Genomic DNA, 19,927 nt, shown 5'->3' on the forward strand with positions numbered 1-19,927 from the left:
CCAGCTGCCAACCATCCTCGGACCCTGGACAGGGGTGGGCCTTGCATTTTGCATGCGCTCTTGATCGGCCCCTGGTGGACGATGCCCTGTATGCCTTTTTCGCACAGGTCGGGGGCTCCATGCCCGTTTCATCGCTGGAACTTCGAAGAATGCCTTCGGCATCCATAGGATCACACATGCGGTAGATCGCTCCCGCCGAAGGCCCACTGCCTTAGCGTCTGTACTGGTGCATCGTGCCTGATCGGGCAACTACAGGTAGAGCATCCCTCAGGAGGCCCGGAAACTTTCGATTTTCCGCGTCCTTGCGGGGGCCACACCATCTCTCGGCGCACCCAGACTTCCCAGATCGACTCATGTTCTGCTGGTGCGAACTTGTTCGATCCGTTCATGCCCCGCCGTAAGTTCAAGAGTTCTGGCCTCTCCTGCAGCCGATGGCCACCACTTGAAATGATTTTACTGCTAGATAGATGGGGTGTGCTCGAAGCTGACCGTGCGCAGAAGATGCGAGAAAGGCCCTGGAAAAAGGTTTGTCCGCCCGACCCCACGCTACTTCAAGTAGTCAAAATTGCTTTATTGATCAATATGATAAAAACAGATACAATGGTGCCATCCGAGCCATCTCAAGTGCTCGCCCACCGTGAATCTAGTAGAACATATGAATCGTCTCAAAATTGGAACCCGCCTGGGAATGGCATTCGGCCTGGTGCTGTGTGTTACCGCGCTGATTGCTCTCATCGGCATCTGGCGCCTCGCCGAACTGAAGGGCGCAAGTGAACGCATCGCAACCGTGGAGTTGGAGCGCAGTGCTCTGGCACATGAGTGGAAAGCTGCAATCGACGTGAATTGGGTGCGGGCATCCGCTTCGCTCAAATCTGGTGATGCTGGCTATATAAGTGCCCTCACAGCGGACATGGCTGCAAGCTCCAAGCAAGCCTCTGATGCGCAGCAGAAGTTGGAAGCTTTGGTAGATGACGAAAAAGGGAAGATGCTGCTTGCCGATGTCGCAAGTTATCGGAGCGCTTACGTCGGTGCACGTGCCAAGCTGCTGGAGCGCAAGAAGGCTGGTGAGGATGTGTTTGCACTGGTGGACAGCGACCTTCGGCCTTTGGCAACTCAATACATTCAGGCACTCTCCGCCGTGGCCAGCCACACAAGCGATCAGCTCATCGGATTTGAACACCGGGTCATCGCTGACACAGCAAAGAGTCAGTGGGCATTGGGTCTTGCCGCGCTGATTTCCATGGTGCTTGGCGCTATGTTTGCAATTTCGGCAACCCGCTCAATTACGAAGCCTTTGTCGATGGCGGTCAATGCTGCCAGGCAGATCAGCGAAGGCAATTTGGCATCCGATATCCGCGTACATGGACAGGACGAGATGGCTCAACTTCTGCAGACTCTGGTGGAGATGCAGAACAGCTTGTCAGGCATCGTGCGCCATGTCCGTGAAGGCTCCGAGAACGTTTCCACTGCTTCTTCTGAAATCGCGCAGGGTAACAATGACCTGTCGGCCCGGACCGAGCAACAAGCCAGCGCGTTGCAGCAGACGGCGGCTTCGATGGAGGAATTGAACGCCACGGTCAAGCAGAACGCTGACAACGCACGCCAAGCCAATCAGCTGGCCATGAGCGCATCAACCGTCGCTGTCCATGGTGGCAACGTCGTAGGCCAGGTTGTCAACACCATGAAAGGCATCAATGACAGCAGCCACAAAATTGCGGACATCATTGGCGTCATTGACGGCATAGCGTTCCAGACCAACATTCTGGCATTGAACGCCGCAGTGGAAGCTGCGCGGGCTGGTGAGCAAGGCCGGGGATTCGCTGTGGTGGCGTCGGAGGTGCGCAATTTGGCAGGTCGATCAGCCGATGCAGCCAAACAGATCAAGGCATTGATCAGCGACAGTGTCGAGCGCGTTACACAGGGTTCTGTCTTGGTGGAGCAGGCAGGTACAACCATGAGTGAGGTGGTGGGTGCCGTCAAGCGCGTGACCGACCTGATGGGCGAGATCAGCGCTGCCAGCAGCGAACAAAGCCAGGGGGTGTCGCAGGTGGGCGACGCTGTCACGCAAATGGATCAGGTCACCCAACAGAATGCCGCTTTGGTTGAGGAGATGGCAGCCGCTGCAGGCAGCCTCAACAACCAGGCCCGTGATCTCGTGCAGACCGTGGCGTTCTTCCGCCTTTCTGGCTCAAACGCGATGGTCACAGCATAGTTCTCGCATGGTGGATGGAGCTGCGGGGAAGGCCCCTGGGGTTTTCCTCGGAAGTCCATCGAGCGCGTGGCGGTGGCGCACTGCGCGGCCAGTTCGGCCGATGCGGCTCAAGGGCTGTAAAGACCCCCGGGGCGTCAAAAGGTTGCGCGCCATGGTGCCCTACGCGCAGGCACCTTTTCCGCGGGACCGCAGGATTCGGCAGTTTCATGCGTGCAGCCTGAAACGGCGTTGGGACAGCGACTTCCTTTCCTTTTTTTCGACCTGGCCGGGTATGGTCTGCGTGGCCTTCCTCATCGGCGTGTATGCCCGCCTCATCGTGGGCTGCGGGTCAGCAGGTCGATGCGCACGGACTTCATGCTCGACGCGCCCGGAGCAAGCGCGCAAGCCCGAGCGGGACAGGGTGGTGATCCATCAATCCCACATAGGTCTTCAGTAATCAGCATCCACAGCTTCAAGCGGCTGACCGAGGCTGGCGTCGAGCCCTCCGTCCTGCGACGGCTGCGGCAACGCCCTGGCAGAGACGATCAAGGGCTGTTCCAGATCATGTTGCTGCACCGACGAGCGCCGCACAGGTCCGAGTACGGGGTCGAAATTGCCACGCCCCAATGGGTTGGGTGAATCAATCATCGCCGGTTGCTGGAGCCCAACGGGAGCATTGCGCCGGCCGAGGCCGGAGCAAACTGCCATCGGCAACCCGTCTGTCAGGCCGTGCCGGCTTGAATCAAGCCACCGGTTCTGCGCGAAAGCTGGTGCGACCCATGGAGGGCCGGAAAGCCGCTGGAGCCAAAACTGCATGGTCGAACTACCTCGACGATTTGCAATCGCTGCCTCGGCCTGAACAACAACTAACGGGCAAGCGTCTGCATGCCAGACCACAGCTCGTTGAGGTCCGGAAATTTCCATTGGTCCGGGTCTTCGCGCGCCACGATCTTCTCTGTGCATTGCGGCTCGGCCAGATCGATGGTTACGGGCGGAATGCGCATGTCCGACTTGGTGGAGAAGAACACCTTGACCTTGGGCGAGGTCAGCGACTGTTGGCCCTGCTCGGTCACCACGCCGATGCGCCCGGAGGTCAGCCGCACCAGCGAGCCCACGGGGTAGATGCCGATACTCTTCACAAACGCCTGGAAGAGGCGCGGGTCAAAATGCCCCTTGGTCCACTCGGCCATGCGGCGCAGCGACTCGGCTGGGTCCCAGCCGCGCTTGTAGGGGCGGTCGGAGGTGATGGCGTCGTACACATCGCAGACAGCCGTCATGCGCGCGATCAGGCTGATCTCCTCGCCCTTGAGTTTGTCGGGGTAGCCGGAGCCATCCATCTTCTCGTGGTGGTGGCGGCAGGCGTCCATCACCGAGTCTTCCACGCTGCCGCCCTCCTTGAGCATCAGGTAGCCCTGCACCGGGTGGCTCTGGATCACGGTGAACTCTTCATCCGTGAGCTTGCCTGGCTTGTTGAGCACCGCCAGCGGAATGGCAGCCTTGCCCAGGTCATGCAGCAGCCCGGCCATGCCGGCGCTGCGGGTGTGCTCTTCATTGAGGTTGATCTGCTTGGCCAGCGCCACCATCAGCGCACACACCGCCACCGAATGCATGTAGGTGTAGTCGTCTGCCGTCTTCAGGCGGGCCAGGCTGATCAGCGCGCTCGGGTTGCGCGTGACGGAGTCGGAGATCTCTTCCACCAGGCTGCGCGCATTCTCGGAATTCACCGCCTTGCCCATGCGTGCCTCTTTGAACATCAAGACCACCGCCTGTTTTGACTCCACACAGATGGACGCCGCCGCCTGCAGCTCGCTGTGCATGCTGGCAGGTGCCCGGCCCCGCGCACGGCGGGGCGGCGGCGAGGGCGGGGGAGGCGGATCCACCACCAGGGGCGGCATGGTGTCGAGCATGCCGAAATCGGTCTCCACCTGAAAATCCGCCTCCTCGCGCGAGACGGAGCGCACACCGGCCGCCACGTCCAAGCCCTTGGACGTGTCGATCCAGACCTCCTCGATGGACGCGGCCTTGATGCGCGCCAGATCCTTGGGCTCCTTCAAGACGAACTTGGCCCGCCAGAACGGGTGGTCCATCCACGATCCGCAGAAATCGTGCACATACATGCCCAAGGTAAGGTGCTGAATGCTGATGCGCTTGAGCATGAAGAATTTCCCGTTTTAGCTGCGCTTCGGCAGCGATCAAGATTTCAAGATGGAAGAACGCCAGATTCAGCCAGGCAGGGCTTGCCCTTGGCTGGAAGACGTCGTGGCGGAGGTGGCGCCGGAGCCGCTGCCTGGACGGGAGGGCGTCGAATTCTGTGCATTCAGGCCATGGTCCTGGAATGCCTGGGCCTGGCGCCCAATGTCCACGATTTCATAGCTGCCTTGTTTGCCGGCCACTTCGGTCGTGAGCACGTTGAGGCGGCGGCCCTTGTTCAGTTGCAGCGAGACAATGCTGCCCACAAACGCGGGTACCAGATCGATGACAGCCTCCACCACCAGCGCGGTCAGCCGGTTCGCTTCTTTTACAATGAGCAGGCGTCGTTCCGGCCCGGTGATGCAATGCACCCCTTCTGTGGCAAGGCGCAGGTCCAGCAGCGGCACCAGTGTCCCCCGCCATTGGCAGTGGGTTGCCAAGGGCAGTGTGGCCCCATCCTCGTCTGCTTCTGCCTTCACGATCTCCTGTATGCCCTTCAGAGGGGTTGCCATGGTACGACCTGCCTGAAAGACCAGGTGTGCTTCTGGTGAGACATTGGCCTCATCTCCAGACCGGCCACCGAGACCCTTGCCCAGGCTGGAGCCTGCTCGGCCGAGCGTTTGCATGTCTTCGGAACCGATGGCGCCCATGGGCAAGGCGCTGAACAGTGCAGTGACCGACAGCAGCTGTATGGGGCGCCCGGCGGGGTCGCCGGGGTCTGAGACCACGCTGGAGCCCAGCGGGGTGAGCGCCGGTCGAAGCCGACCTGACTCGAACCGCTGCACCGCCACGAACTCGTCGACCAGAATCCCCAGGGCTTCGCTTGGCGTGCGGACCACCAGCAGCCACGGTGGCAGCGGGGTGTCGGAAGGGGGGCTTTTCAGCCCCAGTTCCTGGTGGAGCCCAACCACTGGTACCTTGCGCTGGCCCCAGGCAAACACGCCTTGCAAGCCCTTGACCAGGCTCGGCAGCTTTTGCAGGGGCGGGGTCGGCATCAAGGTGCCCACCGACTGCACCGGCACCGCAAAGCGCAACCCTCCCAGCCCGACCACGACGTGGGTCTCCGTGTGAGTAGGGCGCGCGTCGTCGATACTGCCTTGCTGGGCGGGCCGGTCGTCGGATGCTGAAGACGCGCCCAGCGCCTGGCGCATGGCCGGCTGTTCCTGCACCCAGACCTGGGTTTGCTGCAGAAGATGCTCTGTGTCCAGCAGGGGAACCGGGTGCTCGAACCCCTTGACGTGAAGGACACTGTGGAACAGCTCGTGCGCAGCGCTGTCATGGTGTATCTGGTGCACGGCGCCAGGCTCGACCAACACGATGCCCACCGTGCGTTCGATGGCGATGCCGGTCATGCGCCCTGATTTTTGCAGGATCATGACCTGCGCATGGGCGGGGGGGGCATCCGCCTGCAGCAGGCTGCCCCAGCAGGTCAGGTCCACGATGGGTACCACCTGTCCCCGGTGCTGGAATACGCCTACCAGCACACGTTCGCTGCGCGGCAGATGGGCGGCCGGTCCGTTGAGCGGCAATGCCTGGCCCACTTCGTTGACCGGTACGGCCAGGGTGATGCCTGCCGTGCGAACCATGGCATACCGGTTGGCCCTGGGTGGGGGGAGAGAGGACGAAGTCGACACTGCTTCAGCCTCCGTTCGCCGAGCCATGCAACTCGGACAGCAGGCGCGCAGCGCTGTGCGTCGCCTGGGCCTGCTGCGCCGATGCCTTGTGGATATCCGTCATGGCGGAGCAGGAGTTGCCTACCGCGCGCGTGATGCGCGAAAACACGTCCTCGACCTGCTCCGAGAGCCTGCTGCCCTCTTCGATGCGCAGCAGGGTCTCGGTCATCAACTGGCTGATGCCCTTGGTCGCGGCGGAGGATTTCTCTGCCAGCTTGCGAACCTCGTCGGCCACGACCGAAAAGCCCAGGCCGTGCTCGGCGGCACGGGCGGCTTCGATGGCGGCATTGAAAGCCAGCAGGTTGGTCTGGCTGGCAATGTCGCGGATGGTGTCCACAATGTCGTTGACGCTGCGCGACGCATTCTGTATCTGCCGCGTCGCTTCGCGTGAGCGCTCCAGCAACGCCGTGCCGCCGGATGCCTCCTCCTGGGCCGAGAGAGCCAGCGCAAGCGACTGCTGTGAGCTGCTGGTGATGCCATCGGTAGAGTCCGACAGTTGTTCCAGTACCGCAGATATCTCGGGGACTTTTTCGCGGATGGTTTGTTCCCTGTGGACCTGTTCGGTCACGTCAATCGCGAACTTGACGACCTTGTAGGGATTGCCATCAGCATCCAGGATGGCATTGTAGGTGGCCTGGATCCAGACCTCTGCCCCATGCTTGCCCATACGCATGTAGCGTCCGCTCTGGAACTGGCCCAGCGACAGATCGGCCCAGAAGTTGCGGTACTCGGCAGACTTCACCAGCTCGGGCGTGCAGAACATGCTGTGGTGTTGGCCCTTGATTTCTGGCAGCGTATAGCCCAGAGCGCGCAGAAAGTTGGGGTTGGCGTCGATGACGTTGCCCTGCATATCGAACTCGATGACGGCCTGTGAACGCGACAGGGCATCGAGCTTTCCTTCGAATTCGCTGCTGCGCAGCTTTTCGGCCGTGATGTCCGTGGCGAACTTGACCACGCTTTCAGGCCGCCCGTCGGCGTTCAGTACCGGGTTGTAGGACGCCTGTATCCAGATCTCCTTTCCCTGCTTGTCCATGCGCCTGTATTCCCCCGCATCGAAATCGCCCCTTCCCAGTCGGTCCCAGAAGAGGGCGTAATCGCGGGACTTGGCAAACTCCGGCGCGCAGAACATGCGGTGGTGCTGCCCCTGCACCTCCTGCAGCGAGTAGCCAAAGGTCTGCAGAAAATTGTCATTCGCGTGCAGGACCCGGCCATCAAGCGAAAACTCGATGACCGCCTGCACGCGGTTGATGGCTGCGTACAGCGCCTGCGTGCGCGGGCCCTGTTCTGCCAGCAGTAAATCTGAGGCGGAGATGGATGTGGAGTTCATGGTGAAGCTCTCGGGAGATGGATTGGTCAGGCGAATCGCTCGGTGTGGAGCCGGGCAAAAGTCAAATGACCAGGACTTGCTTTGTAGGTGGCGCTGCCCCTGCTGCGGCTACTGCACCACCGGGGCGAGACGGAAACCATGCAGCAGCCGGTCAGAAGTTTTCCCATTCGTCGTTGTTGCCTTGCGCAGGCTTGCCGGTGGCCAGGGCGGGGCTGGTCCGCAACGATGCCGGGCCCGTCAGTGGTTTGGCCTTGGCCTGCGTGAAGCCGCCATTGCCCTTGGGCAGCGCCTTGCGCTGTAACGTGGTGGGGCGCGGCGCGGCGGTGGCCGGGCGGGGCGCTGGGGCCGGCGCGCTGCGGGCGCTGGCATCGAGCTTGAACACCGCCACTGCGTTGACCAGCTCGCCCGCCTGGCCGTTCAGGCTGCTGGCTGTTGCCGCCATTTCTTCCACCAGCGCTGCGTTCTGCTGGGTGGCCTGGTCCATCTGCGTGACCGCTTCTCCTACCTGCGCGACGCCTGCAGCCTGCTCGCTGCTGGCAGCACTGATCTCACCCATGATGTCCGTGACGCGACGGATGGAGGCAACCACCTCGGTCATGGTGGTGCCGGCCTTGTCCACCAGTTGCGTGCCTTGCTCCACGCGCTCGACGCTGGCGGTGATCAGGCCCTTGATTTCCTTGGCCGCCTCGGCGCTGCGCCCGGCCAGGCTGCGCACTTCGCTGGCCACCACGGCAAAGCCGCGGCCCTGTTCGCCGGCCCGGGCAGCTTCCACCGCTGCATTCAGGGCCAAGATGTTGGTCTGGAAGGCGATGCCGTCGATGACCGAGATGATGTCGGCGATCTTGCTGCTGCTGGCGTTGATTTCCTTCATCGTCTCCACGACTTCGGACACCACATCGCCGCCCTGCACTGCCACCGTGGAGGCGCTGATGGCCAATTGGCTGGCTTGTCGGGCGCTGTCAGCGTTTTGCTTGACGGTGCTGGACAGTTCCTCCATCGATGCGGCCGTCTCTTCCAGCGCACTGGCCTGCTGTTCGGTGCGGCTGGAGAGGTCGTTGTTACCCGAGGCAATCTCTGCACTGGCCGAGGCCACACCCTCGGCGTTCTGGCGCACGGCGCCCACGGTGGTCACCAGGCTTTGCTGCATGCGCTGCAGGGAACTGAGCAAGTGGCCCGTTTCGTCCTGGCTCCGGACCACGATCTGGCCGCTCAGGTCGCCCTGGGCGATGCGATCGGCCGCGTTGACGGCCTGTTCCAGCGGCCGGGTGATGGAGCGGATCAACCACAGGGCTGCCAGCGTTGCAAAGGCCACGGCCAGGGCTGCTGCCGCAATCAGTACCACCCGTGCGGTTGCCTCAGTCTGTTTGGCATTTTCAGCTTCTTGCCGTGCTCCCTTGCTGTTGAGCTCCACCAGCTTCTCGAGGGTGGCAGAGGTCTTGTTGAACAGCTGCAGGGATTCGCCACCCAGCAAGGCTGCCGCCTGGTCCTTGTCGTTCTTGCGCGAAGATTCGAAAATCTTCGCCGTGAGCTCGACGTATTTTTTGCGGTCGGCAATGAAATCGTCGTAGATCTTTTGCTCTTCTGGCGAGTTGATCAGGACTTCGTAGGATTTTTTCAGTTTGTCCAGCTCTGCCTGCAACTCTCCCATGGATTTCTCGTGGGTGGCGGTGGCGGCTGCATCGGCGGCCATCACATGGCGCAGTTCAAAGAGTCGGGCTTTGGCAATGGCGGTGTCGAGTTGGTTCACCAGTTCCACACTGGGGAGCCAATTGCCGGTGATCTCGCGGGTCTGGGCGCCCATGGCAGCCAATTGCGACCAGGCGGCGATGACGACGGCCAGCAAGACGGCGACCAGAACCGCGAAGGTGCCGGCCAGGCGGGTGGAGATTTTCAGGTTGTTCATGGGATTGAGCTTTGAAACAGGAGGGGTCCGGGGTCAGCTCGTCTGTGGCGCGGCCGGTCCGGGATGTTCTGGGGTGCAATGCGCCGTATCAGGCGGTTGCCGTGGTCTCGACCAGCCCGATTTCCTCGTGGCTGAGCAAGGCGTTGATGTCCATCAGGATCAGCATGCGGCCGTCCACATTGGCAATGCCCTGCACGAACGAAGGGTCCACGTCGCCCTGGGTTTCGAACTGAGGAGCCGGTTTGATGAGTTCGGGCGCCAGCGACACCACGTCGGCCACCGAATCCACGACCGCGCCGATCACCGAGGTGCCGATGTCCAGGATGATGACCACGGTGAAGTCGTTGTAGGCGACCTCGGCGCACTGCAGTTTGATGCGCAGGTCCAGGATGGGGACGATGCGCCCGCGCAGGTCGATGACCCCCTTGATGAAGTCGGGCGCATGCGCCAGGCGGGTGGGCTGCTCGTAGGAGCGGATCTCCTGCACGCGCAGGATGTCGATGGCGTACTGCTCGGCGCCCAGGCGAAAGGCCAGGTACTCACCTGGTGCGGCGGAGTCCAGAGCGATGCCTGAGGTTTTGGGGGTGGTGGAAATTGTGGTGTTCATGATAAAAAAAGTGGTGTCTTGCGGGTTTGTCGTAATTTTAATGATAAAAATGATTTAAGCAAGCGATTCACGTCTTGCTTTGACAATAAATTCATATTTGCTACCTTTGGGTGATTCCGCGGGCGCCGGCGTTGGAGTAGTGAGGTGGCCCAGCGCGGGGCCGCCGCTGGCGCCCTGCGCACCACCAGGATCCTTGGAACGCACTCACGACAATGCGAGGTGCCTGGGGGTTGTCTTGCGCGCGATGCGACGCAGCTGCGCCCTGCAGGCCGTCGGCATGCACCAGCCACCCACCTGCCACCTTCTTGCCGGCTGTGCGGCTTTTGGAGGCCGGGCTATTCCAGCTCGGCCGGCATGGTCTCGCTGGCGCCGCGTGCGGGCAGGATGATGTGGAACACCGAGCCGCCTTGCCGCACGTTCTCGGCGTAGATCTGCCCCCCCAGGGCCTCCACGATCTTCTTGCAGATGGCCAGGCCAAGGCCCGTGCCCCCCGAGCCGTCCTTGGTCTTGCTGGACTGCTTGAAGGCCTCGAAGATGGCGCCGAGCTCGTCTTGCGGGATGCCCGGGCCGTGGTCGCGCACGGCCAGCCGTATCTGGCCCCGGCGGTCGACCCTGCCCAGCAGGGTGATGGACGATGCTTCGGGAGAGAACTTGATGGCGTTGGCCACCACGTTGCGTATGACCTGTTGGAACCGCACGGGATCGACCTTGGCCGTGAGCGGCAGGTCGCCCAGCGCCACCTCCAGGTGCAGCTTGCGTTGGGCCAGCAGCGGCTCCAGCTCGCGCAACACGGGGTGGATGATGCCGCGCAGGTCCACCCGCTCCAGGTGGAAGGTGCCCACGGTACTTTCCAGCTTGGCCACGTCCAGCAGGTCGTTGACCAGCGAGAGCATGCGTTCGCCGGAGCGGTGGATGTCCTCGAACATGCCCGCCAGCCGGGCGTCGGCCTTGCCGCGCAGCATGCCGAGCTCCGAAAAGCCCATGATGGACTGCAGCGGTGTGCGCAGCTCATGGCTCATGTTGGCCACGAACTCGGACTTGGAGCGGGATGCCTCCTCGGCGGCCTCGTGGGCCTCGCGGGTCAGCCGCTCGGCCTCGCGGAAGTCGCTGACATCCATCAACGTGGACAGAATGCCGGTGGCCTGCCCGCGGGCATCGGTCACCACCGCTTTCGTCACCCGCGTATCGCGCCACGTTTGGCCACCGTAGAGCACCCGTGTCTCGAACATCACCCGGCCGCCCTGTTGCTGCAATTGCCTGTCTGCAGACTGGTGCACGGCTGCTTCTTCGGAGGGCAGGAAGTCCGCCAGGCGCAGCCCCATCACGTCGGCGCGCTTGCGCCCCTTGTACTCCTCCCAGGCGCGGTTGACCAGCACCAGGTGGCCCGTCATGTCGGTCATCGAGATCGGCAGGGGGTTCATCTCCAGCATCTGGCCGCGAAACTCCAGCTCGGTCTGGAGGCTCTGCTGTGCAACCCAGCGCTCGGTCACGTCCACGGCGCTCCCTGCAAAGCCGATGACCGCGCCTTCGTCGAGCAAGGGCACCAGTGCCACGTCGAACAGCAACTGGCGGCCAGTGTCGAGGTGGATCATGGCCTGGCAGTTGCGCACCCCGCCCGCTTCGCCGTTGGCAAAGAGGCCTTCCACCGCGGGCCGGCTGCCGGGCTCCACCAGTTCCTGCAGTGGCCGGCCTATGGCCGCGGATTCGCTGCCACCGATCAGCGATGCCAGCCGGGCGTTGACGAAGGTGATGCGGCCGGCGGTGTTGGTGCGAAAGATGACCTCCTGCACGCTGCGCATCAGCACTGCCAGCTCGCGTTCGCTGTGGGCAATGCGTATCTGGGCGTGCCGGGAAGCGTGGCTGGCGGCCTCGCGGGAGCGCAGGCTGCGCCAGGCCACGAGGGTGAGCAGCAGCACCACCAGGGTCGCGGCGCAACTGAGCCAGATGTAGCCCTGTGATTCGGTCCACCAGCGGTTGATTGCAGCGTCTCGTGGCTCCTCCACCAGGACTACGAGCGGCTGGGTTCTGGACAGGCGGAACGCGACGATCTGGTTGCCGCCACCCAGCCCCTGGCCCACATAGCTGCCGTGCTCGCGCGCGGGCAAGTAGGTGCGGAAAACGGGGAGGTCGCTGGCCTGTGCGCCATGCAGTGCGGTCTCCTGGGAGGTCGCAAGAATCTTGCCGTCGTACGATGCGATCGCGGAGCTGAAGCCGACCTGGCCTATGGCCAACTGCTGTTGATTGGCCAGCGCGTCGGGGTTGATCAGCCCGATCAGCAGCAGGTCTTGCCCGTCGGGCGTGACGAATTTGCGCATTAGCGGAATGAAGCCCAGGCCCGCCGGGGTGGCGCCTTGCGGTGCGCCCGCGCGCAGGCTGCCCACGCCCCGGCCGGCGATCCAGGGGCCCAGGGTGGTTTTGCCCTTCTGCGGACGTGGCCCCAGTTTGAGCAGATCGATGGTAACCCCCGCCTCCTGTGGCGAGCTGCTGGCGATGACCAGGCCGGTGGCATCGGCTACCAGCACCGTGCGCAGGAAGGGGGCGCCTGCCATTGCCTCGCGCAGAAACGCCTCGGTGCGCGGCAGGTCGGCCCCGGGGGCGTGCAAGGCATTGGCATCGCCCATGGTGGCCAGGATGAAAAGGCCGCTTTCCACCGTGCGGGTGGTCTGGTCCTCGAGCACGCGCGCCAGGAGTTCGGCCCTCTCGGTGTCCGAGGCGATGGCCTTGGACCTGTCTTTCAGCGATATCCAGGCCGTGGCCGCCAGGATGCCCGCCACGAGCAGCAGGCCGCAGAGCAGTGCGGTGTTGCTCGCCTTGCGGCTGAGCTTCACCAGGCCCTGGGCGTGGCGCCAGGGTGCGCTGCGGGTGAAGGGCTGTGCCATGTCAGTGCACAACGATCTCGGTCAGTCCGTGCCTGGCGGCCGCGGCGTCGAGCCGGCCGTCACGCTTGATGCGTGCCACGAAGTCATCCACGGTCTTGAGCCAGGCATCGTCGCCCGGCTTCACGGCATAGGCATAGGGCAGCACGAACACCGGTTTGGGCGGGGACACCAGGCGTGCCCAGTCGGCATTGTCGAGCAAGCGCCGGCTGTAAGGGAAGTCGGTCATGAACACATCCACCCGACCGCCTTCGAGCTCCCGTTCGCGCGTGGCGGGGGGCGATATTCTCACCAGCTTGGCATGCTTGAGGCGCTCGCCCATCACCGGTTCCATGAAGGTTCCGGCCTGCACGGCGACCAGCACGCCGGGCTGGTCGATGTCGGCCCATTGCTTGATGACGGCATTGCTCTTGGTGGTGATGCCGTAGATGTCACTGCTCAGGTAGGGCTGGGTGAACTTGAGGTGGGCCATGCGCTGGGGCAGCATGCCAATGGCGAACATGCCCACATCGCAACGGTCTGCCTGCAGGTCTTCGATCAGGGTGGCGAAAGACGTCTCCACATACTCCACTTTTGCCTTCAGATCCTTGCCCAGCTCGGCCGACAGATCGATGTCGATCCCTGCCAGCTGCTGGGTGCGCGGGTTGCGAAATGTGATGCCGTAGTAGTCGGGCCAGATGCAGACGCGCATGGCATGCCGTGCCGATACCTTTTCCTGCACCGGGCCTGCCAGAGCGGGTCCGCAGAGCATCAGGCTGGCAATTGCGCTGGTGAAGGCGATTCGGAGGATGGGGGGCATGGCGCTATCCTAGTGGGAGGATGGTTCAGGGGGCGTCGATCAGATCGGCGAAGGTGGGGCGTTGCTCGGTGACCTTGCGCCGCAACGTGTCCAGATGATCGAAGTGCTGGACGAAAGTGTCCACGATCACGGGGTCGAATGCCGTGCCGCGCTGTTCGATGAGCATGGACAAGGCCTTTTGGGGGCTGAATGCGGGGCGGTAGACGCGGTCCATGGTCAATGCGTCGTAGAAATCCACGATGGCCGTGATGCGGCCCGACAAGGGGATATCCTCGCCTGCCAACCCGCGGGGATAGCCTTTGCCGTCGTAGCGTTCGTGGTGGGTAAGCGCCACTTCGGCGGCAAGCAGGAACACAGGCACGCGGGATTTGCCGATGATCTGCGCGCCAATGGCCGGGTGGAGTTGAATGACAGCCCGCTCTTCTTCGGTGAGCGGCCCTGCCTTCTTGAGCACATGGTCTGGAGTGCCGATCTTGCCGATGTCGTGCATGGGCGCAGCACGCCGCAACAAGCTGGCAAATCCAGGTGTCGATCCCACGAGCAGTGCCAGCGCCTCGGCCAGGAAACCTATCCGGACGATGTGCACGGAAGTGTCATCGTCGCGGGCCTCGGCGGCCATGCACAATTGCAGCAAAGCCTCGTTGTGCGCCCGCGTGATTTCATCCAGCGCCTTGTTTCGCTCACGGTACATGTGGCCAAAGTCTTCGACGAAGCGCAGCATCTGTTCAGCTGCCGCTTCGTCGAAGCGAGTGCTCTCGCCTTCAAAATGGGAAGGCATCGGAATGGTTTCGGTCATGGGCGATTTCCAGCTGGTAAATTGATTCCAGCACCTGGATGGTGCTGAACGGCTTGATGAGGTATTCGTCTGCGCCTGCCTTCATGCCATCGCGACGGTCTTCCGCCTGGCCGCGCGCGGTGAGCATGATGACCTTGGTGTGCTTGAGCGCGGGGTTGGCCTTGATGCAGCGGCACACTTCCAGCCCCGACAGGGTGCCCGGCATCATGATGTCCAGCAACACCACGTCGGGTGAGTGAGCACGGGCCATTTCCAGCCCCACATCGCCGTTGGCGGCCTCATAGATCTCGAAATCCTCGAATTCCATGGTCATGTGCAGTAGCTTTCGGATGTCGGCGTGGTCTTCGACGATGAGTACTTTTTTCATGGAGTGCCTGTTGCAGTTGTTGGCCTATTTGCCAAAATTTGACAAATTGTTCTGTTGATGAATCATATCAATCATTTAAATCATTTGCAAGCGCCTTCAATAAAAATGATTTGCAAGTAAAATGGTGCAGCCATGAAAACTGAAAAATCTCTAGACACTTCATCTGCCGCCGATCAGCTCACGACCTTTGAGGCTGCACGGATGCTCGGAATGGCCGTGCGCTCCGTGCAACTGATGGTCGACCGCAACGAGCTCCAGGCATGGAAGACGCCGGGCGGGCACCGGCGTATTTCGCGCCGCTCGGTGGAGCAGTGGTTGCGTTCGCGCTCTGGCGGACCGGTGCCTGCGGCCGATGCACAGTTTTCAGCGGCCGCAGCGCATGAACCTTTCAGGCACACGGCCATGCCGATCCCGGAGCTTGCAGATGGGCGAGTGCAGGCGCCTGGTGATATGAAGGTGCTGCTGATCGAGGACTCCATCCACTTCCAGAACCTGGTGTCCTTGCTGGTGGAGCAGCACTTTCCGGCATGGCAGTTGCACATTGCCAATGACGGCATCACCGGGCTGGCGATGTACGGGCAGATCCAGCCCGATATCCTGATCGTGGACATTCTGCTGCCCGGAATCGATGGCGCGGCCCTCATCACGACGCTGCGCTCGCATCCCCAGTTCGCCCGCAGCCGCCTCATCGTCGTGACCTCGCTGGACGAATCCCAGCGCGCGCCCTATGCGTTTGCGTTGCAGGGCGTGAACGTGATTCACAAGCCGCGGCTGGTGGCCGAGTTGCCAGCGCTTCTTGCCCAGAGTGCGGAAGTCAGGGCCGCGTCCTGAGCGCAGCGAGGGTTCCATGACCAACGCATCTGTTGTGCCGGTTCGGCGCGTGTTGCTGGTGGAAGACGATGCCTCGATTGCGCGCTTCATCGACATGGCGCTGGAAGACGAGGGGGTGGATCTGACCGTCTGCGGCGATGTGGAAAGCGCCTTGGCCGTGCTGCACAAGGGCCCTGTGGGGCTGGTCATCACGGACCTGATGCTCCCCGGCTTGTCGGGCTACGATCTGGTGGAGCGGTTGCATTCCGAGCCCGCGCTGCTTGCTGGCGCCAGGCTGGTCATCTTCAGCGCGGGTGTGAACCTGGACAAGCAGGCGCGGCTTGAAGGCCGTGGCATATGGCGCATCCTGCGCAAGCCGGCGTCGGTTGCCCAGTTGCAGGCCTGCGTACTGGAGGCATTTGCAGGACATGATGCAGCGCCGCCAGCAGAAGACGTGCCGGCGCAGCCTGCCGACCCCAGCAGCGCCGAGAGCGATGCTGTACTTGCCTATTTTGGCGGCGACGCCGCCCTGTTCCGTGCGTACCGGGCCAAGTGCCTTGTGCAGTTTGAACACGATCTGGCTGCGGGTGATGCCGCATTGCGGTCGGGCGATCTCGCGGGGCTGCAGCGCTTGTCGCACAGCCTTGCCACTGTGTTTCGTACCTTGGGCTGGGAAGAGGACGGCAAGGTGGCCAAGCAACTGGAGGTGTTTGCTGCGGAGGGAGATGCGCAGGCTTCAGCCACTGCCTGGGCCCGATTGCGCCCTCGGCTGCTTTGCTGAGACACGGCCTGATGTGCTGACTGCGGGTTGCAGCGCTGGCTCAAGTGCGTCTGGCGGCTGCTATCAGATCTGACATACCAGGCTTGAAAACGATGCTGCGCCCCCGGCCTTGGGCCTTGGCGTGGTACATGGCGAGGTCGGCGCAGCGCATCAAGGCCTCGGGCTCCTGCGCATCCATGGGGTACATGGCGATACCCACGCTGCAGCCAGTCTGAACCGGGAAGCCATCGAGGTTGCGAGGGCTTGAGAGCGCGGCGATGAGCTTGGTGGCCACCATGACTGCGTCCAATAGCTCGTCGACCTCGCGCAGCAAAACGACAAACTCGTCGCCGCCAATGCGCGCAACGACGTCGCTGGCACGCACTTGGGCTGTCAGGCTCCCGGCCACATCGATCAGCAGCTTGTCTCCAATGGCATGGCCGAAGGTGTCGTTGACGGACTTGAAGCCATCAAGGTCCAGCAGTAGCAGCGCGACCCGCCGGCCAGCGCGCTGTGCATGCGCGATGGCGTGACGCAGGTACTCACTGAACAGCCAGCGATTGGTCAGGCCCGTCAGTGCGTCGTGCGTTGCCTGGTGCTGCAGTTGCCGTTCGGACTGCTTCGCCTCACTGGTGTCTCGAACAAAGGCGATGGTGCCAACATGGCCTTCGCCATCCACGCGGCTCAGTGCGATGTCTATCGGGACCTTGGTTCCGTCCTTGCGCAGCAGGGTCAGATCTCCCATGGTTCCCATGGGTCTGCGTTGGGGTTCACTCGCATAGCGCTGCCTGTTTTCGACATGCAATCGGCGCAGGTCGGCCGGCAAGAAGAGCTCGACGGATTGCCCCAGCAGTTCATGGGGCTGGTAGCCTGACAGCGTGCACAGCGCCTCGTTGGCAAGCACGATGGTGCCGGCGTCCGATACGAACAGGATGCCGTCGGGCGCCTGTGTGACGATGAGCTCGGAAAGGTTCATGGGGCGCGGAATCCGTGGGTAGCCCTGCTGGGCGGTGCACCGGAACCGTTGTGGGGCCGGGTACCTTCCCATGGTCGGCCAAGTGCAGGTTCACCGGCTTGACGTGCATCAAGTCTTGCGTGCGTGACGGCGAAAGTGCGAGTTGGCGAGGCGAAGCAGGGGCGCCTATTGCGTTCCGGAAAATTCACACCGCTCGCCATGGCTATTTTTTGTTCGCCTGCATGCCCGATCGACTACAGGGCGCAACAACGACACTGTGACAAGTTGTTGACTCCGATTTTTTACACGTCCATAATTCGCAGCACTGGTTCGGTCTTCACCGCACCAGTACCTCAGCAACATTGCTGATCACATACCGGCTATGAAAGCCCCTGACATGCGCGTACAGCGCGGTCAGGGGCTTTTTGCTTTTTGGAGTTTGAATGTCGTTGTCGTCCGATTCGGGAAACCTCCCCGCGCCAAGCACTGCGGGGCACCTCGTCACCGTGGCGAGCATCCAGATGGAGCCGCGCATCGGCCGCAAGCACGAGAACCTGGCGCGCTCGGTGGCCCTGGTCGAGCGTGCGGCCGCAGGCGGCGCTGCCCTGGTGGTGCTGCCCGAACTGGCCAACACCGGCTACATGTTCGAGAGCCGCGCCGAGGCCTTCGCACTGGCCGAGCCTGTGCCTGCCGGCCCCAGCACGCAGGCCTGGATCGAGGTGGCCCGCCGCTGCAACACGCTCATCGTGGCCGGCATGGCCGAGCGCGATGGCGAGCGCCTGTACAACGCGGCCGTGGTCGTTGGCCCCACGGGCTGGCTGGGCACCTACCGCAAGCTGCACCTGTGGGGTGACGAGCACCTGTTCTTCGAAGCCGGCGACAGGGGCCTGCCGCTGTTCCACACGCCGTGGGGGCGCCTGGGTGTGGTGATCTGCTACGACGGCTGGTTCCCCGAGGTCTACCGCCTGCTGGCCATGCAGGGCGCCGACGTGGTGGCCATGCCCACCAACTGGGTGCCCATGCCGGGCCAGCCCGCAGGCAGCACGGCCATGGCCAACACGCTGGCCATGGCCAGCGCCCACAGCAATGGGCTGAACATCGTCTGCGCCAACCGCACGGGCACCGAGCGTGGCCAGCCCTTCATCGGCCAGAGCCTGATCGTCGATGCCCAGGGCTGGCCGCTGGCGGGCCCCGCTGCCGTGGGCGGTGATGACCTGGTGCTCACGGCGCAGTTGGACCTTCGGGCCACACGCCAGGCGCGCCAGCTCAACGCCTTCAACCACGTGCTGCGCGACCGCCGCGACGACGTCTACGACCCCATGCTGGGCACCGGCTGGCCGCTGCCGCGGCACTGATGCCTACCTCCGAATTTTCCCGCCCCGTGTTCTCTTTTTCGTTCAACCCCAACCCAAGGAGCCTTCTGATGATGTCCCCCTTTGCTTCCCTCCTGCGCTACGGCGCAATCGCCCTGGCGGCCGCGCTGGCCCTGCAGGCCCAGGCCGCCGACCCCATCCGCATCGGCGTGGCCGTGGGCCTCTCGGGCGCCAACAGTGTGGTGGCACCGGCCGTGGTGCAGTCCTCGCAACTGGCGGTCGAAGAGATCAATGCCGCAGGCGGCATTCTCGGTCGCAAGGTCGAGCTCGAGATCGTCGACGATGCCTCGGGCGCCGTGGGCGCGCAGAAGGCCTTCGACACCCTGGTGTTCCAGAAGAAGGTCGATGCCGTCATCGCCATGGAGACCAGCGCCGCGCGCAACGCGGCCCTGCCCATCATCTCGCGCGGCAAGGTGCCCTACATCTACACCTCGTTCTACGAAGGCCGCTCGTGCAACCCCTGGATGTACGTCAACGCCTGGGTGCCCGAGCAGCAGGTGGCGCCCATCGTCAACTACTTCTGGTCCAACCTGAAGGCGCGCAACTTCTTCCTGGTGGGCAATGACTACGCCTTCGGCCGCGGCATGCTGGACTTCACCAAGAAGTACATCGAGAAGAATGGCGGCAAGGTGGTGGGCGAGGAGTACCTGCCCATCGACGGCTCGGACTGGACCCCGGTGCTCAGCAAGATCCGCGCGGCCAAGGCCGATGCGCTGATCAGCGCCACCGCCGGCGGCGCGCCCAACGTCTCGCTGGCCAAGCAGCTGCAGGGCTCAGGCCTTAACCTGCCCTATGGCAACCTTGCCATCGACGAAGCCACCGCGAAGAACATGGGCGACGTGGCGACGGGCATGTACATGTCGGCCTCGTACCTGACCACCATCGAAACGCCCGAGAACCAGAAGTTCATCGCTGCGATGACGAAGAAGTTCGGTGCCGACCTGAAGACGCCCAATGAACTGTCCGAACCCCAGTACGAGGCCTTCTACCTGTACAAGGCCGCCGTCGAGAAGGTGGGCGCGGTGGACAAGGACAAGATCATCAAGGCGCTGGGCGAGGTGTCCTACACAGGCCCGCGCGGCGAGGTCAGCATGAACAAGAGCCGCCACGCCCCGCTGGCGATGCGCCTGGGCCAGATCCAGGCCGGCGGCGCCATCAAGATTTTGCAGACCTTCAAGGGCGTGGACCCCGGCGCGCAGTGCCCTGACCTGAAGTAAGCCTGCAAGCACAGGCGGCCGGTATCCCAATGCGGTGCCGGCCGCTCGCTCCACCTGGCCGCAAGGGCCGGGTTTTCCTCCAA

General features: G+C 63.1%; 16 protein-coding genes. 5 read left to right on the forward strand and 11 right to left on the reverse strand.

The features are described 5' to 3' along the window. Positions 1-655 precede the first annotated feature (655 nt). Positions 656-2,212: a methyl-accepting chemotaxis protein gene (locus ACSQ9E_RS08200; protein WP_436217413.1), complete on the forward strand. Its 1,557-nt coding sequence runs from the start codon at positions 656-658 to the stop codon at positions 2,210-2,212. A gap of 429 nt (positions 2,213-2,641) precedes the next feature. Here the strand turns inward: ACSQ9E_RS08200 and ACSQ9E_RS08205 are convergent, their stop codons facing one another. The 10 genes from ACSQ9E_RS08205 to ACSQ9E_RS08250 form a co-directional block, all read right to left on the reverse strand. Beyond that, entirely contained in the window at positions 2,642-3,007 is a 366-nt protein-coding gene (locus ACSQ9E_RS08205) for a hypothetical protein (protein WP_436217414.1), read from the reverse strand. 50 nt (positions 3,008-3,057) lie between these two features. Further along, complete coding sequence (locus ACSQ9E_RS08210) at positions 3,058-4,347, reverse strand: HD-GYP domain-containing protein (protein ID WP_428000240.1); 1,290 nt, start codon at positions 4,345-4,347, stop codon at positions 3,058-3,060. Between the two features lie 66 nt (positions 4,348-4,413). Next, positions 4,414-6,042, reverse strand: a complete 1,629-nt coding sequence (locus tag ACSQ9E_RS08215; protein ID WP_436217415.1) for a chemotaxis protein CheW — start codon at positions 6,040-6,042, stop codon at positions 4,414-4,416. Beyond that, a complete protein-coding gene (locus ACSQ9E_RS08220; RefSeq protein WP_436217416.1) occupies positions 6,020-7,381 on the reverse strand; it encodes a methyl-accepting chemotaxis protein in 1,362 nt (453 codons plus the stop codon). Before ACSQ9E_RS08220 ends, ACSQ9E_RS08215 begins: the two co-directional genes overlap by 23 nt. Positions 7,382-7,532: 151 nt before the next feature. Next, the gene (locus ACSQ9E_RS08225; RefSeq protein ID WP_436217417.1) at positions 7,533-9,284 is read right to left on the reverse strand and encodes a methyl-accepting chemotaxis protein; all 1,752 of its coding nucleotides are present in this window, start codon (positions 9,282-9,284) and stop codon (positions 7,533-7,535) included. 88 nt (positions 9,285-9,372) lie between these two features. After that, positions 9,373-9,891: a chemotaxis protein CheW gene (locus tag ACSQ9E_RS08230; RefSeq protein WP_436217418.1), complete on the reverse strand. Its 519-nt coding sequence runs from the start codon at positions 9,889-9,891 to the stop codon at positions 9,373-9,375. Positions 9,892-10,226: 335 nt separating this feature from the next. Beyond that, positions 10,227-12,770, reverse strand: coding sequence for a sensor histidine kinase (locus tag ACSQ9E_RS08235; protein ID WP_436217419.1), 2,544 nt, complete (start codon positions 12,768-12,770; stop codon positions 10,227-10,229). 1 nt (position 12,771) lies between these two features. Continuing rightward, positions 12,772-13,566 carry an ABC transporter substrate-binding protein gene (locus tag ACSQ9E_RS08240; RefSeq protein ID WP_436217420.1) on the reverse strand — a complete coding sequence of 265 codons (795 nt, stop codon included), beginning with the start codon at positions 13,564-13,566 and terminating at the stop codon, positions 12,772-12,774. A 25-nt stretch (positions 13,567-13,591) separates the two neighbouring features. Further along, positions 13,592-14,362 (reverse strand): HD-GYP domain-containing protein, encoded by a 771-nt coding sequence (locus ACSQ9E_RS08245; RefSeq protein ID WP_235514706.1) that lies wholly within the window; start codon positions 14,360-14,362, stop codon positions 13,592-13,594. After that, complete coding sequence (locus tag ACSQ9E_RS08250) at positions 14,328-14,729, reverse strand: response regulator transcription factor (protein ID WP_436217421.1); 402 nt, start codon at positions 14,727-14,729, stop codon at positions 14,328-14,330. Before ACSQ9E_RS08250 ends, ACSQ9E_RS08245 begins: the two co-directional genes overlap by 35 nt. Before the next feature lie 132 nt (positions 14,730-14,861). On the opposite strand from ACSQ9E_RS08250, the gene ACSQ9E_RS08255 reads away from it, so the two are divergent. Beyond that, a complete protein-coding gene (locus tag ACSQ9E_RS08255; RefSeq protein ID WP_057203670.1) occupies positions 14,862-15,560 on the forward strand; it encodes a helix-turn-helix domain-containing protein in 699 nt (232 codons plus the stop codon). A gap of 49 nt (positions 15,561-15,609) precedes the next feature. After that, the gene (locus ACSQ9E_RS08260) at positions 15,610-16,320 is read left to right on the forward strand and encodes a response regulator (protein ID WP_436217422.1); all 711 of its coding nucleotides are present in this window, start codon (positions 15,610-15,612) and stop codon (positions 16,318-16,320) included. A gap of 40 nt (positions 16,321-16,360) precedes the next feature. Here the strand turns inward: ACSQ9E_RS08260 and ACSQ9E_RS08265 are convergent, their stop codons facing one another. Then, the gene (locus tag ACSQ9E_RS08265) at positions 16,361-17,275 is read right to left on the reverse strand and encodes a diguanylate cyclase domain-containing protein (RefSeq protein ID WP_436217423.1); all 915 of its coding nucleotides are present in this window, start codon (positions 17,273-17,275) and stop codon (positions 16,361-16,363) included. Between the two features lie 500 nt (positions 17,276-17,775). Between ACSQ9E_RS08265 and ACSQ9E_RS08270 the strand changes: the two genes are divergently transcribed. Next, positions 17,776-18,609 (forward strand): nitrilase family protein, encoded by an 834-nt coding sequence (locus ACSQ9E_RS08270; RefSeq protein WP_436220198.1) that lies wholly within the window; start codon positions 17,776-17,778, stop codon positions 18,607-18,609. Between the two features lie 71 nt (positions 18,610-18,680). Further along, positions 18,681-19,844, forward strand: coding sequence for a substrate-binding protein (locus tag ACSQ9E_RS08275; RefSeq protein ID WP_056172262.1), 1,164 nt, complete (start codon positions 18,681-18,683; stop codon positions 19,842-19,844). The last annotated feature ends 83 nt before the right edge of the window (positions 19,845-19,927 follow it).

It is taken from the genome of Acidovorax sp. LjRoot118, assembly GCF_964253575.1.
In the GTDB taxonomy this organism is placed as follows: domain Bacteria; phylum Pseudomonadota; class Gammaproteobacteria; order Burkholderiales; family Burkholderiaceae_C; genus Acidovorax.